Origin of the sequence: Christiangramia echinicola DSM 19838 (assembly GCF_000423065.1) — a bacterium.
Lineage (GTDB): Bacteria > Bacteroidota > Bacteroidia > Flavobacteriales > Flavobacteriaceae > Christiangramia > Christiangramia echinicola.
In genome coordinates, this window is the sequence record NZ_AUHG01000010.1 from 790,397 (window position 1) to 805,404 (window position 15,008).

Below are 15,008 nucleotides of genomic sequence, written 5' to 3' on the forward strand. Positions count from 1 at the left end.
TATATTGATTTTAATTGTCTTTCTTCTTCTCTTTTTCAGGCATGGCAAATACGATTGGTAAAGAATACATGATTCCTACATCTTTATCTTTCATCTTTCCGGGTTGCATTTGTGGAAGGCTGGAAACTACACGATTTGCCTCATTTTGAAGAGCCTCCCGTATTTCGGCATTATCGGCTAAAGAGCGAGATCGTACCTCTGTGATCTCGCCATCTTCAGCTATTTTAAATTGAACTTCTATCCTGGTTTGTCCCTGAATATTTAGGTCTTTACCTACAGAAGTATTGAAATTGGTATTCACATGATTGGTGATCTTTTGGACAGTGCAATCCTTTAATTGATCCTTATCGAGATCTTCACAACCCGGATAAGCCGGAGCCTGGTCTGCCACGGCAAATGGATATGCCTTTTCCTGGCTAAATCCTGTGATTGAGAGCAATGAAAATAAGAATGTTAGGCTATAAAATTTTAAATTTTTTTTCATGATATAATTATCAATAGATTAATCTGCGACTTTAAAGGCTATAGGTAAAGAATACATAACGCTTACCGGTTTGCCATTCTGTTCACCTGGTTGCATTTGTGGAATACTAGCGACAACCCTTTTTGCTTCCTCTTCCAGTTCTGGTTTTGCAGCTCTGGCTTTAATATCCTGAATATGACCTGTTTCATCAATCCTGAATTGTACTATTACACGATTTAAACCAGTAAGGCCGAGTTTTTTTCCAAGTGAGGTATCAAAATTTTTAGATACAAATTCTGATATCTTTCCAGAAGTGCAATTTTTACGAACATCATGCTCCCATTCTTCGCAACCCTGAAATGCTGGAACTCGGTCTATCAAAGCAAAAGGCACTTTAGATTTATTATCATACATACTATTATCAGGTTTTGCTATATTTTGAGCCTTATCTTTTTCCGGAGAATAAAGATTCATGTACATAGTATATTCGCGTCCATCTTTTTTTGATACCTCCATTTTTTCATATCCTTCCGGAATTTTTTCTGACCTTAATTGAACCGAATATCTTATTTTATCAGCATTGTAATCTATAGTGGCTAAGGCTACATAATCTGGATGATTGAAAAGGAATTCTTCGTATTTATTGTGGATTTTTTGTTTTTCAGCAGTCATACCTTCAGTCTTGTCCAGCGTGTAGCTGTATTGAGATACTGAAGAATCTATTTCATCTTCTTTTAGTTCTTCAGAACAGGATACATAAGTCAACATCGCCAGCATTAATGGAATTACCAGTAAAAACTTGAATTTTGAAAGTTTTGATGATTTGTTTTTTTGTAACATGATGATTCGTTTTTTGATTAATGAATGATTAAAAAATTGATTGGTGAATGAAATATCTTTCGTGTTGAAAGCTGTGTTAAGCAGCTGTTCAAAATAGGTTTTCCTTGAAATGGTTTTCACTACTTCATTGTCGGCAATATATTCGTGTACGCCGGCAATCCTTGACTGGAAAATGTAGATCAATGGATTGAACCAGAATATGATCTTTAGGAATTCAAAAAATACCAGATCATAAGTATGCTTTTGTTTTACATGAACTATTTCATGGGATAAGATCTGCTGCTTTTCATCCGCACTCAGGTCGTTCCCCAGGTATATAGTATTAAAGAAAGTATAAGCGATCTTGGAGTTTGGCACCCTGATGATCTTTAATTCTCTATCAAATTCAGTAATTCCGGAACTTGAAAGTTTTTTAAGATGAAAATATTTATAGGTAAAAAGAATCAATGAAATTAATGCTCCACTCAAGTAAGTGATCAGCCACCAATTGGGCTCCCATCCGCCTTCGGCATTAATAATTACCAGGGGCAGATTTTGTACATAAAGGTCTGGTTCTTTAGTTAAGGCTGCTGGTATGATCATCCTTGCGTTTTCTGGAACTGCTGAAACCAGAAATTCAAGCCTCAGCCAGGGAATCAAAAACGCCAGGATTGGTGTGGCTAGTAGATATAGCCGATTATAGTTAAAAAAAGTCTCTTTCTTCAGGAAAAGGTCATAAACCAGCAAGAATAAGAGCTGGAAGAATAATACCTGTAAAATATAATGTATCATGACTTCTCATTTTTATTAATCTCCTTCATAATGCTTTCGAGTTCATCAGAGCTCATATCATTCTTTTTGATAAAAAATGAAACCATACTTTGAAAAGAACCATTGAAGTAATTATTCATCAATTGTTTCATGCTCTGGTTACTGTAAGTCTCCTTTTCCAGAACCGGGAAATAGTTATAACCCTTTCCTTTTTGCTTATGATCTACAAAACCTTTTGATTCCAGTATCCTTACAATCGTAGAAACAGTATTGTAGGCAGGTTTTGGATTGGGCATAGAATCAATAATGCTGGCCACATTAGCCTGCTTTAGTTCCCATAAGATTTGCATTATCTCTTCTTCAGCTTTGGTTAATTGTTTCATTTTAAAGGAGTTTGTTTCTGCTAATATAAACTAAATATTTAGTTTAAACTAATAAGTTAGTTTAAAATTGAAATTAAGTTGATTATATTCGCTTTATAAAGTAGAGAAATGGAGATAATTTTATTGATCGTTGCAAGTATATTCATGATCCTTGGAATACTTGGAAGCTTCCTGCCCGTATTGCCTGGAGTGCCTTTAAGCTGGATAGGTTTATTAATCTTTTACCTTATTCCCGGTGTTGGAATAAACTACCTGTTTCTAGGGATCACCCTGGCCGTGGCTATTTTGTTCTATGTGCTGAATCTTATAATTCCGGCCATGGGAACAAAAAAGTTTGGTGGGAGCAGGAAGGGTATGATTGGGGCTACTATTGGACTAATTGTTGGAATCTTTGCTCCAATTCCTTTTGCGATTCTAATTTTTCCGTTTGTAGGTGCCTTTGTTGGAGAAATTTTAAATAAAAGTGACTCTAAAACTGCTGGAAAGGCTGCCTTTGGATCTTTTGTTGGGCTCCTGGCTTCGAGTTTTATGGAGTTTATCGTGACTTTTGCCTTTTTGATCCTTTTTCTATACCAATTCTGGAATTATAAAGAATTTATCTTCTAAATAGGCTCATTTTCAGAAACCTTTAAATAAGCTTACTTTTGCACAAAAAAGGAGTAATGCTTGATTTTATTGTAGTTGGAGCTGCCCAGGCTGGATTGGCCATGGCTTATTATCTACGGAAGCAGGGAAAGAATTTTCTTGTGGTAGATAAAGAGGCTGAGATTGGCGCTTCCTGGCTCAATCGATGGGATTCACTTACATTATTTACGCCCTCTGAATTTAATAATATGCCCGGAATGGAATTTCCCGCGCAAAATGGCCATTATCCTACCAAAACTGAAGTAGCTAATTACTTTAAAGAATACGCTGAAAAATTTGATTTTCCGGTTCAGTTAAATACCCTGGTGGAAAATATCTCACATCATGATGATCATTTTATTTTAAAAAGTTCTGAAGGAGAAATGAAAGCGAGAAATATTGTCATCGCTACAGGGCCTTTTCATATACCATATACTCCGCCATTTTCAAAGAAAATTGATAAGGATATATTCCAGATACATAGTAATTACTACAAAAATCCAGGTCAGCTTCAGGATGGAGGGACTATGGTTGTTGGTGCCGGGGACAGCGGATTCCAGATCCTTGATGAGGTTTCAGAAGAGAATGGCCGGAAAGTCTATTTTTCTGGTACAACAGAGGTGAAAGTGCTTCCGCAGGAAATATTAGGGAAGACTTTATGGTGGTGGTTCACGAAATCCGGCTTTTTAAGTTTCAGCAGGGATACCTGGTTGGGGCAAAAAATATCACAATCCAGACAGCCTGTGATTGGAACTCCGGTCAAAGAAATTCTGGAAAGAGACAATGTAGAACCGGTAGGGAAAACCAAAAATGCTGAGGGTGAACTTGTGCTTACCGAAAAGAAAAAGATCACAGATCTTAAAAATATTATCTGGGCTACAGGTTACCGGCCAAATTTTGGTTGGATAGAAGGACTGGAACTAACCAAAGAAGGATATCCAGAGCATTACCGTGGGGTTAGCAATATCGAAGGGTTGTATTTTATTGGGTTGCCATGGTTGCATACCAGGGGGTCTGCGACTTTAGGGGGCATTAAAAAAGACGCGAAATATTTATCAGATCATATAGAAAAGAAGGATTAAGTATGATAATAACAGATACTCACACACATTTATATAGTGATGCTTTTGATGAAGACAGGAAAACCGTAATACAAACTGCAATTGATAATAATATTCAACGGTTCTTTATTCCGGCTATAGATTCTGAAACAACTCAGAGCATGTATGACCTGGAAAAAGCTTTTCCTGATAATGTCTTTTTAATGATGGGGCTACATCCTACTCATGTCAAGGAAAATTTTGAAGAGGAGCTTAAGCATGTAGAAGAGGAGCTTGATAAGAGAAAGTTTTATGCCGTTGGGGAGATAGGAATAGATCTATACTGGGATAAATCTACATTAGGGATACAGAAACAGGCATTTAAAAGGCAGATTGAGTTTGCTAAAGATCGGGAGTTGCCTATAGTCATACATTGCCGGGATGCTTTTGAGGAAATTTTTGAAGTTCTGGAGGAGGTGAAAGATGATAAGTTATTTGGGATATTTCATTGTTTCACCGGGAATCTGGAGCAGGCCAGGCAAGCTTTGTCTTATAATATGAAGTTAGGAATTGGTGGTGTGGTTACCTTTAAAAATGGTGGAGTAGATAAGTTTATCAATCAAATTCCACTCGATGAGATCGTTCTGGAAACAGATTCTCCATATCTCGCTCCTGCTCCATATCGTGGAAAAAGGAATGACCCTGTTTATATACTCAAAGTTGCAGAAAAGCTTGCGACTTTATATGATTTACCGATTGAAGAAGTGGCAGAGATCACTACAAAAAACTCCAAGGAAGTTTTCGGAATTTAAAGCTGTTAAAGAGAATTTTTGTTCATTTGTCAAAATAATTTGAATATAGGTGCAGAATTTTGATGATATAAGGTTTTATAAGGATGAAGAGGTGAATGATGCCTTGCGTGAGTACGTTAAACATCCCATGGTGAAAGCATTGCTTCAATTCACCTTTCCAGAAATGAAATCCAGCGATATTCAGGCAATTTTAGGGGAATGCCATTCCATTGCAGATTTCCAGAGTAAGGTGATCTATTTAAGTGTAGAGAAGGTGCTTGAAAAAACCAGTGAAGGATTAAGCGATAATGGTTTTGAGGAATTAGATTCGAAAGAATCCTATTTTTATATTTCGAATCACAGGGATATTATACTTGATACTTCCCTTATCAATTATACGCTACATGATCATGATTTAATCATGACGGCATCGGCCATTGGTGATAATCTTGTGCAAAAGCCATTTTTAATGGCTTTGTCTAAATTAAACCGGAATTTCCTGGTTCAGAGAAATCAAAGCCCCCGGGAAATGCTGAAAAGTTCAATGAAACTTTCAGAATATATAAAACATTTACTTTTTAATGAAGATCGTTCAGTTTGGATGGCTCAGCGAGAAGGTAGAACCAAAGACGGGAACGATTTCACACAGCAAGGTGTGCTCAAAATGGTAGGAATGGCTAAAGGAAATATAGATATCCTTGATTATTTCACCAATTTGAAGATCGTACCTGTCGCTATGTCTTATGAATTCGATCCTACAGACATGTTGAAGATGCCTGAAGTTCTGGCAAAAAGAATGAAGGAGGAGTATAAGAAGTCGGCAAACGAGGACTTTAATAGCATCATGCAGGGAGCGATGGGGCAGAAGGGGAGAATCCAGATAAGTGCCGGCAAGATGCTTACCAAAGAAGATTTCGACCCTATTAGAGAAAAAGAACTTTCTATAAACGACCAGTTGAAGGAGGTTTCCATTTTAATAGATAATGCTATATATCGTAATTATAAATTATGGCCGGCAAATTATATCGCCTATGATCTTCTGAAGAATGAAAACAGATTTGAAGATAAGTATACCGAAAAAGAGAAAAGACAATTTGATCGACGCATTACCAGAAGGGTAGATGTAAAGAATCCACTCGCATTAAATAGTTATTTATTGATGTATGCGAATCCAGTGATTAATAAAATGTCTTTAAATGAAGAATAATTCCAGGATATTACTAATCTATACCGGTGGTACCATTGGTATGATCAAAGATTATGATACGGGAGCCCTGAAGGCTTTTAATTTTGATGAGCTTTTACAGAATATCCCTGAATTAAAAATTCTGGAGCACGAGATCGAAACCTTGAGTTTCAATGATCCCATAGATTCTTCGAATATGAATCCTGAATACTGGGAGAAGATTGCGAAGACTATAAATGAGCATTATGATGAGTACGATGGTTTTGTAGTATTGCATGGTAGTGATACCATGTCTTACACGGCATCTGCCTTGAGTTTTATGTTCGAAAATCTTACTAAACCCATCATTTTTACTGGTTCGCAATTACCTATTGGTGATCTGCGAACAGATGCCAAGGAAAATCTTATTACCAGTATTCAGATAGCAGGGCTTCAGAAAAATGGAAAACCAGTAATATCTGAAGTAGGTTTATATTTTGAATACAAATTATATCGGGCCAACAGGACAACTAAAGTGAATGCAGAACATTTTCAGGCATTTGCATCCATGAACCATCCAGCATTAGCCGAGTCTGGAGTTTATCTTTCAGTGAATTACAGGTCACTTTGGAAGCCTAACAGGAAACAAAAAACGAAATTACATACAGGATTTGATGATGAGGTGCTCGTGTTAAAAATGTTCCCTGGAATAACAGAAGGCACGGTAAGATATATGTTGTCTAAAGAAAACCTCAAGGGAGTTATTCTTGAGACTTACGGCAGTGGGAATGCACCTAATGCAGATTGGTTTCTGGATATTTTGAAAGAGAAGATCAAAAAAGGATTACGGGTAATTAATGTTACTCAGTGTATAGGTGGTAGTGTAACTATGGGACAATATGAAACAAGTGTGGGTCTTAAGAAAATAGGAGTAGTTTCTGGAAAAGATATAACAACAGAGGCTGCAGTCTCTAAATTAATGTATCTTTTGGGTAAGGATCTTTCTCCTAAAGTGTTCAAGACTATCTATGAAACCTCTTTAAGAGGTGAAATGTCCTAAAATTAACGATTGGTACTTGACGGGGAAGTTTTTTTTTTGTTATTTGCCGCCCCTAAACAATAAACAGAGAGGTGGCCGAGTGGTCGAAGGCGCACGCCTGGAAAGTGTGTATACGTCACAAGCGTATCGAGGGTTCGAATCCCTTCCTCTCTGCTAAGTGTTTTATTAAAAATAATTTATATCTTTAACCCTTTAACTAATTAAATTAAGACAAACAGTAATGAAAAGATTATTTTCTATTTTGGTAATCGCCGCGATTACGGTTCTTGGGGCCTACAATCTACAGGCGGCTAACAGCGCGAATACTTTGCCAGGAACGATTGTGACCTTTGTACAGGATGACGAGGAAGCAATGGCCGGTGATGAATTGGAAGAAGAAGAACTTGGTTTTCACCAGGAACTTAAAAAACGTTTCATCGAAGGTGGTCCTGCCTTTATGGGGATCGTTCTATTGTGTTTAATTCTTGGACTGGCTATTGCCATTGAGAGAATTATCTTTTTAAACCTTTCAACAACGAACACTAAGAAGCTTGCTCAAAACGTTGAGGATGCTCTTAATAGTGGAGGTATCGAGGCAGCTAAGGAAGTTTGTAGAAATACAAAAGGACCTGTTGCATCTATCTACTATCAGGGTCTAGACGGAGCTGACGAAAGTATCGAAGCTGCAGAAAAAGCAGTTGTTGCTTACGGAGGTGTTCAAATGGGACAACTTGAGAAGAACGTATCTTGGGTTTCTTTATTTATCGCATTGGCTCCTATGCTTGGATTCATGGGTACTGTAATCGGGATGATTCAGGCTTTTGACCGTATTGAAGCAGCAGGAGATATGCAGCCATCACTTGTGGCAGGAGGTATTAAAGTAGCACTTCTTACTACAGTATTCGGTTTGATCGTTGCGATTATTCTTCAGATTTTCTACAACTATATCATCGCTAAGATAGACAGTATCGTTAACGATATGGAAGACGCGTCTATCCTACTTATCGATATGTTAGTAGCTTACAAGAATAAAAAACGAATCTAAGACAACGTAAATTATGACCTTACATAAAATATTAAAATATCTGGCACTTGTTCTTGGTGTGATAGGTATGATCCTTCTGGGAAGGATTATCGCCACCGGAGACGATGCCATTAAAGCCTCGGCAGACCTGCAAGGGAGTCATTTAGACCCTTACATGTGGATTGCTTATTTGGTGCTAGCTGCAGTTGTTGTACTAGTTGCAATATTTGTGATCGTAGGTTTATTCAGAGGTAATATTAAGAACACGATTATTGCTATAGGATCATTTTTAGTGATCGTAGTTGTTGCTTATGTTTTAAGTGACGGTACAGCAAAGGAACTTAAGGATGGTAGCATGCTTTCAGCATCTGGTGATCACTGGGTAGGTGCAGGTTTGTATACCTTCTATATTCTTGCTGCAATAGCTATTGGAGCAATGGTATTCTCTGGAATTAAAAAATTGGCTAAATAATATGGCAAAGAGATCAGCACCGGAAGTTAACGCCGGGTCTATGGCAGATATCGCCTTCTTACTTCTTATCTTTTTCCTGGTAACAACTACCATTGAAACAGATAGCGGGATAAGCAGGAAGTTACCGCCATGGCAACCTGAGGACGTTGAACCGCCGGTTATTAAACAACGTAACATCTTTACGGTTCTGGTTAACAGTAATAACCAGTTACTTGTTGAAGATGAAGATATGGATATTTCTGAGCTACAGGATGCAGCTGTAGAATTTCTAGATAACGGTGGAGGTACTGGTGACGAAGCTTGTAGCTTTTGTCAGGGTGCTAAAGATCCAGCATCATCTGTAAATCCTCAAAAAGCCATTATTTCCCTGGTGAATAACCGTGGGACAGAATATGGAACTTACATCGCTGTACAGAACGAACTTGTGGCTGCTTACAATCAGCTTAGAGATCGCGAAGCACAGAGAATGTACGGGATAACTTTTACTCAGATGGAAAAGAATTACAACGATCCTAATTACAATGGTGATAAAGATGCACTAAAGGAAAAGATCGATGTGATTACAGCAATGATCCCACAGAAGTTATCTGAAGCCGAACCAACAAGCTAGAGCTTTTAACAAACGAAAACGACTTTAACTATGTCTAAATTTAAAAAGAAAAAGTCTGGAGATTTGCCTGCGATTAGTACGGCATCTTTACCTGATATCGTTTTCATGCTCTTATTTTTCTTTATGGTTGCAACTGTAATGCGTCAGAATACTTTGATGATTGAAAACAAATTACCGTTTGCAGACCAGGTTGAGAAACTTGATAAGAAAGATTTGATCATGTATATCTATGCAGGGAAACCTAGCAAAAGGTACCAGGCTCAATATGGAACAGAAGCCCGTATTCAGTTAAATGATAAATTCGCTAGTATTGAAGAAGTACAGCAATTTATATATTCTGAAAGGGAGTCTAAAAGAGAGGAATTAATTCCTTACTTAACCACCGCTTTAAAAGTGGACGAAGAGACAAATATGGGTCTTGTTTCAGATATTAAACAAGAATTGAGAAAAGCTGAAGCACTTAAGATCAACTACACTACTGTGGTTGGTGATGCTGAGCAAAATATTGAATAATCTTTTCGATTTAATTATATAAAGCATCCTGTCTGTGTTAAATCAGACAGGATGTTTTTTTATATTTAGGTTTCAGATTTTAAATCATAATGGCCTTTAAAAAACTATTTCTATCCCTCTTTTTATGTCTGCCGTTGCTTTCCCCTGCGCAGGAGGAAGAAGACCGTTATAAGATCCCTGATACTGTTCCTTTTACTATAGATAGCCTGTACAGAGAGGACCAGTTTTACGCCGGATTTCATTTCAATTTAATTACGAACAGGCCTTCTAATGTTTCCCAGGAAAGTTTTTCCGGAGGTCTAAATCTAGGTTTTATTCGGGATTTTCCGTTGAATAAAAGAAGAAATATTGCTTTAGGTGCCGGTCTGGGGTGGTCTATAAATACTTACGGGCAGAATTTGTTTATTGGAAAGAATGAAGACGGTAGCACTATTTTTGAAAGTCTTGATAATGAGGTTAATTATAGTACTAACCGCTTTACAACTCAACTTGTCGAAGCGCCTATCGAATTTAGATGGAGAACTTCTTCTCCAGAAACTTACAAATTCTGGCGAGTTTACGGTGGCGTGCGTTTAGGTTACATATATCATTTTAGAAGTAGATACAAAGATGCAGATCGGGAAATAATAGTTAATGATCTAAAAGAACTAGATCGTTTCAGGCTTGGAGCTACCTTCACCTTTGGTTATAACACCTTCAATTTTCAATTCTACTATGCCTTGAACCCATTTTTTAAAGATGCAAAAGTAGATGATGCTAATCTAGATCTTTCTACCCTGAAAATAGGTTTGACATTCTATATTCTGTAAACCATAAGCCAAACATAATTGCCTGGGGTGCTAAACCGGTTATAAGGCCTAGAAATAGTTCCCATTTCGTGTGAGCTTTGTAGTACAATCTGGAAGAAGCACTTAAGCCGGTGGCGATTATAAGGAAGCTAATGCTATATATGAAGTAGAGATGAAAGTAAACGCAAAAGCCTATGACAAACATCAATAATCCTGATATTCCTACCATATGGAGGCTTACTTTTATTTTAAACCAGGAAAGAATATAGGCAATAATTGAAGAAATTAATATTCCTGCGAAATAATAAAATAAAGCTGGATAATTGTAAATATTAAGAACCTGGTTTAGAACCATGGCAGTTAAGAGTATAAAAAAGAAAAGTGGCCATTTTCTTTCCCCAACCTCATCTAGAAAAATCGTTCCGGCCTTTCCAAGGTTTTTTAATAAGAAATAAAATACTATTGGTATAAAAATGGTGATGATCGCAATCGCCAGTAATTTAGCTTCTATGATCTCCCGGGGAAAAAACCTGGGTGTAAATATAAAATAGAAAAGACTTCCTGCAAAAGGCATCCATAATGGGTGTAGAAGGTAAGAGGCAAGTCTAAGTAGTATCTTCATTAAATTTCTTTACGTAAACGCGCAACCGGAATATCTAACTGTTCCCTGTACTTTGCCACTGTTCTCCTTGCGATAGGATATCCTTTATCCTTTAATACCTTAGCCAGTTTCTCATCTGTGAGTGGTTTTCTTTTATCCTCTTCTTCTATAGACATTTCCAGGATCTTCTTGATCTCTCTGGTAGAAACTTCTTCACCCTGATCATTGGTCATGGATTCTGAAAAGAATTCCTTTATCAATTTTGTACCGTAGGGTGTATCTACATATTTTGAATTGGCAACTCTAGACACTGTAGAGACGTCCATTTCAATCTCATCGGCAATATCCTTCAGGATCATTGGGCGTAAATTACGCTCATCTCCAGTGAGAAAATACTCTTTTTGATAGTTCATAATAGAGCTCATTGTCACCATTAATGTTTGCTGACGCTGTTTGATCGCTTCAATAAACCATTTTGCGGCATCAAGCTTTTGCTTGATGAACATTACAGCATCTTTCTGTGCCTTCGTTTTTTCCTTCGACTCTTTATAGCCTTTCAACATATTGTTGTAATCCCTGGAAATATGCATTTCCGGAGCGTTTCTGCCATTAAGAGCTAATTGCAGTTCCCCGTCTTCGATCTTAATCGTAAAATCTGGAATTACATGCTCTACCATCCTGGTATTACCAGAATACGCACCACCCGGTTTTGGGTTTAGATGTTCTATAACTTCAATGGCATCTCTTAATTCATCCTCAGAGATGTCATGGCGGGAAAGTAATTTTGTATAATGTTTCTTGCTGAAATGATCGAAAGACCGTTCCATGATGTCCTTAGCGAGTTCAACCTGTTTAGTTTGCTCTCTTCGATTTAACTGAATGATCAGGCATTCTTCCAGGCTTCTTGCTCCAACTCCCGCAGGATCCAGTTTCTGAACCTTTTTAAGGACTTTTTCAACACTTTCTTCGTCTGTATATATATTTTGAGTGAAGGCAAGATCATCCACAATATCCTGCACGCTTCTTCTTATGTAACCGCTTTCATCTACACTACCTACAAGGAACTCGGCTATCTCTTCCTCTGTTTCTTCCAGCCTGATCGTACTCAACTGAGTTTTTAAATGCTGGGTAAAGGAAGTGCCGGCAGCATATGGAACCTGCCTGTCGTCATCGTCTGGACTATAATTATTTGCGTTAAGCCTGTAACTTGGTATCTCATCATCACTAAGATATTCATCTACATCGATCTCAGTTTCTATGGTTTCGTTATCGTAATCGTCCTCAGAATTTTCATTTCCCAGGTCGTCATACTCATCAATTTTTTCTTCCTTCCCATCTTCCAAAGCAGGATTTTCCTCCATTTCCTGCTTGATCCTTTGTTCAAATGCCTGGGTAGGTAATTGAATAAGTTTCATAAGCTGAATCTGCTGTGGAGATAGCTTCTGGGATAATTTGAAATTTAATTGTTGCTTAAGCATAAATATCAGGGTCTCTAACAAAAATAAGGAAAATACAGGCCATACCACCTTTGGCATAGCTTATGTTTGTGGTAAAATTTTGTTAATACACCCTGTAGTTACTTAGGTTTCTGAATCTTTTAGGCAACCTGGATTTTACTTCTATCGCTTCCTCTGTAACTGGGTGTGAAAACGATACTCCGCCTGAATATAAATAAAGATTCTTATGCGCAAAATATCCGGTTTCTTCAATTCCATAAATTTCATCACCAACAATAGGATGTTTAAATTCACTTAGATGAATCCTTATTTGATGTGTTCTTCCTGTTAACGGTTTTGCTTCGACAAGCGTATATAATTCCTCGTTTATTTTGAAAAATTTTAAAGGACTTACTAAAGTTGCTGAAGGCTTTTCTTCGATCTCAGAATCCAGTCTCAGATCTTTCCATAATTTACCGTGAACTAAGGCATAATAAACTTTCTGGATTTTCCTTTCAGCTAGGTTTTTCTGAAGTCTCAATAAGGAAGAGGTTGTCTTGGCGCAAATTAATATTCCCGCTGTTGGGTTGTCTAGTCTATGCGCTGGTAAGGGAAAGGGTAGGGCATCAGGTTGTGTAGACCTATTTAAATTGTGAGGTAATGCGTTTTCAATTGTTTTAAAGAAATTCCCGCTTGTAGAAAAACCCGCAGGTTTATGAATTAAGGCAATATGTTGATCCTCAAATAAGACTTCAAAGTCTAACTTAAAGATCTTTTTGTTTGGAATATCAGGTTGTAAAAGCTCAATCTTCTGACCTTCTTTAATCCAGTCACCGGTTTGTGCTTTTTGACCATTGATCAGGATTAATCCTTTTTTGATAGCTTTTTTCAATCCGCTGCGGGATTGAATAGTGCTGAAAATAGAAACCGCATATTCCTGCAATCTTATATTTTCAGAGATTGCAGGAACTATATGCGTTTCTTGTATTTTCAATGAATTAAAATTCTGCGTTCTGCGGAGTTCTTGGGAAAGGAATTACATCTCTGATATTCCCCATACCTGTTGTGAACTGTACAAGTCTTTCAAATCCTAATCCAAATCCACTATGAACACAGGTGCCGAATTTACGAGTGTCCAGGTACCACCAAAGCTCTTCTTCAGGAATATTGAGTTCAGCCATTTTTTCTTTTAGAACATCAAGACGTTCTTCACGCTGGCTACCTCCAACAATTTCACCGATTCCAGGGAAAAGAATATCCATAGCTCTTACGGTTTTTCCATCCTCATTCAATCTCATATAGAAAGCTTTGATGTCTGCCGGGTAATCAAATAATATAACCGGACACTTAAAATGCTTTTCTACAAGATATCTTTCGTGCTCACTTTGCAGATCTGCACCCCATTCTTCAATGATATAATTGAACTTTTTCTTTTTGTTAGGTTTGCAATTTTTAAGGATCTCAATTGCCTCAGTATAGCTAACTCGTTTAAAGTTATTCTCTAGAACAAAATTTAGTTTGTCAAGAAGATTCATTTCGCTTCTTTCAGCTTTTGGCTTAAGCTTATCTTCATTTTCCTGTCTTTCCGCAAGGAATTCCAGATCTTCTTTACAATGCTTTAGAATATACTTCAAAACATATTTAATGAAATCTTCGGCCAGATCCATGTTTCCATCAAGGTCACAAAAAGCAACTTCTGGCTCAATCATCCAGAATTCAGCAAGGTGACGTGAAGTATTAGAATTTTCAGCTCTAAATGTTGGTCCAAAAGTATAAACCTGTCCAAGACCAAGAGCAAAAGTTTCTGCCTCTAATTGTCCTGATACGGTTAAATTAGTTTCTTTTCCGAAGAAATCTTCCTTATAATTGATGCTGCCATCCTCATTTTTTGAAGGATTTTTAAGGTCCATCGCAGTAACTTTGAACATTTCTCCGGCGCCTTCAGCATCACTGCCTGTGATTATAGGCGTGTTCACATAGAAGAAATTCCTGTCCTGAAAATATTTATGTACAGCAAAAGACAGTCTGCTTCTTACACGCATAACTGCGCCAAAAGTATTGGTGCGCACACGTAAATGAGCTTGTTCCCGTAGTTTCTCCATGCTGTGTTTCTTAGGAGAAAGTATGGTTAATTTTACCTCTTCAGGATTTGCATCACCAAGAATTTCCAGCTCGGTAACTTCAATTTCCACCCGTTGCTGGCTACCCATGCTCTCTTTTAAAGTTCCCTTTACAGAGATGGCTGCGCCTACATTTATCCTTTTAATTAGGTCTTCATCGGTATTTTCAAAATCGATAACACACTGAAGGTTTTTTAGGGTTGAACCATCATTAAGGGCGATAAATCTATTACTTCTAAAAGAGCGTACCCATCCTTTGACATGGTGTTCCTGTAAAAACTGATCGCTTTCCAGTATTTCAGCGATTTTTGCTTGTATCATTTAGTTGAAATTTAGAAAAAACAAAGAT

At 37.4% G+C, this 15,008-nt stretch carries 17 protein-coding genes and 1 tRNA gene; 11 read left to right on the plus strand and 7 right to left on the minus strand.

What is annotated here, in order from left to right:
• Positions 1-10: 10 nt before the first annotated feature.
• From G530_RS0104190 to G530_RS0104200, 3 genes are read right to left on the minus strand one after another with little or no spacing between them, the layout of a single operon-like run.
• On the minus strand, positions 11-484 hold the full coding sequence (locus tag G530_RS0104190) for an energy transducer TonB (RefSeq protein ID WP_026933336.1): 474 nt from the start codon (positions 482-484) through the stop codon (positions 11-13).
• A gap of 18 nt (positions 485-502) precedes the next feature.
• Positions 503-2,074 carry a M56 family metallopeptidase gene (locus G530_RS17800; protein ID WP_026933337.1) on the minus strand — a complete coding sequence of 524 codons (1,572 nt, stop codon included), beginning with the start codon at positions 2,072-2,074 and terminating at the stop codon, positions 503-505.
• The gene (locus G530_RS0104200; protein ID WP_026933338.1) at positions 2,071-2,436 is read right to left on the minus strand and encodes a BlaI/MecI/CopY family transcriptional regulator; all 366 of its coding nucleotides are present in this window, start codon (positions 2,434-2,436) and stop codon (positions 2,071-2,073) included. Before G530_RS0104200 ends, G530_RS17800 begins: the two co-directional genes overlap by 4 nt.
• 108 nt (positions 2,437-2,544) lie before the next feature.
• On the opposite strand from G530_RS0104200, the gene G530_RS0104205 reads away from it, so the two are divergent.
• The 11 genes from G530_RS0104205 to G530_RS0104255 all read left to right on the plus strand — a co-directional run bounded on the left by G530_RS0104205 (position 2,545) and on the right by G530_RS0104255 (position 10,523).
• On the plus strand, positions 2,545-3,042 hold the full coding sequence (locus G530_RS0104205) for a DUF456 domain-containing protein (RefSeq protein ID WP_026933339.1): 498 nt from the start codon (positions 2,545-2,547) through the stop codon (positions 3,040-3,042).
• Positions 3,043-3,098: 56 nt separating this feature from the next.
• The gene (locus tag G530_RS0104210) at positions 3,099-4,142 is read left to right on the plus strand and encodes a flavin-containing monooxygenase (protein ID WP_026933340.1); all 1,044 of its coding nucleotides are present in this window, start codon (positions 3,099-3,101) and stop codon (positions 4,140-4,142) included.
• A 2-nt stretch (positions 4,143-4,144) separates the two neighbouring features.
• Positions 4,145-4,912 carry a TatD family hydrolase gene (locus tag G530_RS0104215; protein ID WP_026933341.1) on the plus strand — a complete coding sequence of 256 codons (768 nt, stop codon included), beginning with the start codon at positions 4,145-4,147 and terminating at the stop codon, positions 4,910-4,912.
• 49 nt (positions 4,913-4,961) lie between these two features.
• Positions 4,962-6,098 carry a 1-acyl-sn-glycerol-3-phosphate acyltransferase gene (locus G530_RS0104220; RefSeq protein ID WP_026933342.1) on the plus strand — a complete coding sequence of 379 codons (1,137 nt, stop codon included), beginning with the start codon at positions 4,962-4,964 and terminating at the stop codon, positions 6,096-6,098.
• On the plus strand, positions 6,088-7,116 hold the full coding sequence (locus G530_RS0104225) for an asparaginase (protein WP_026933343.1): 1,029 nt from the start codon (positions 6,088-6,090) through the stop codon (positions 7,114-7,116). Before G530_RS0104220 ends, G530_RS0104225 begins: the two co-directional genes overlap by 11 nt.
• 65 nt (positions 7,117-7,181) lie before the next feature.
• Positions 7,182-7,269: transfer RNA gene (locus G530_RS0104230), tRNA-Ser, on the plus strand.
• A 67-nt stretch (positions 7,270-7,336) separates the two neighbouring features.
• Entirely contained in the window at positions 7,337-8,140 is an 804-nt protein-coding gene (locus G530_RS0104235; RefSeq protein ID WP_026933344.1) for a MotA/TolQ/ExbB proton channel family protein, read from the plus strand.
• Between the two features lie 13 nt (positions 8,141-8,153).
• Positions 8,154-8,591 carry a hypothetical protein gene (locus G530_RS0104240; RefSeq protein WP_026933345.1) on the plus strand — a complete coding sequence of 146 codons (438 nt, stop codon included), beginning with the start codon at positions 8,154-8,156 and terminating at the stop codon, positions 8,589-8,591.
• 1 nt (position 8,592) lies between these two features.
• Complete coding sequence (locus G530_RS0104245) at positions 8,593-9,201, plus strand: ExbD/TolR family protein (RefSeq protein ID WP_026933346.1); 609 nt, start codon at positions 8,593-8,595, stop codon at positions 9,199-9,201.
• A 30-nt stretch (positions 9,202-9,231) separates the two neighbouring features.
• Complete coding sequence (locus tag G530_RS0104250) at positions 9,232-9,714, plus strand: ExbD/TolR family protein (RefSeq protein WP_026933347.1); 483 nt, start codon at positions 9,232-9,234, stop codon at positions 9,712-9,714.
• A gap of 89 nt (positions 9,715-9,803) precedes the next feature.
• Positions 9,804-10,523 (plus strand): porin family protein, encoded by a 720-nt coding sequence (locus G530_RS0104255; RefSeq protein ID WP_026933348.1) that lies wholly within the window; start codon positions 9,804-9,806, stop codon positions 10,521-10,523.
• Here G530_RS0104255 and G530_RS0104260 read toward each other — a convergent pair.
• The 4 genes from G530_RS0104260 to asnS all read right to left on the minus strand — a co-directional run bounded on the left by G530_RS0104260 (position 10,486) and on the right by asnS (position 14,980).
• Positions 10,486-11,124 carry a membrane protein gene (locus G530_RS0104260; RefSeq protein ID WP_026933349.1) on the minus strand — a complete coding sequence of 213 codons (639 nt, stop codon included), beginning with the start codon at positions 11,122-11,124 and terminating at the stop codon, positions 10,486-10,488. The two genes, G530_RS0104255 and G530_RS0104260, sit on opposite strands and share 38 nt — an antisense overlap.
• The gene (gene rpoN / locus G530_RS0104265) at positions 11,124-12,581 is read right to left on the minus strand and encodes an RNA polymerase factor sigma-54 (protein WP_026933350.1); all 1,458 of its coding nucleotides are present in this window, start codon (positions 12,579-12,581) and stop codon (positions 11,124-11,126) included. Before rpoN ends, G530_RS0104260 begins: the two co-directional genes overlap by 1 nt.
• Before the next feature lie 82 nt (positions 12,582-12,663).
• The gene (locus tag G530_RS0104270) at positions 12,664-13,533 is read right to left on the minus strand and encodes an RluA family pseudouridine synthase (protein ID WP_026933351.1); all 870 of its coding nucleotides are present in this window, start codon (positions 13,531-13,533) and stop codon (positions 12,664-12,666) included.
• A 4-nt stretch (positions 13,534-13,537) separates the two neighbouring features.
• On the minus strand, positions 13,538-14,980 hold the full coding sequence (asnS, locus tag G530_RS0104275; RefSeq protein WP_026933352.1) for an asparagine--tRNA ligase: 1,443 nt from the start codon (positions 14,978-14,980) through the stop codon (positions 13,538-13,540).
• Positions 14,981-15,008: the final 28 nt, after the last annotated feature.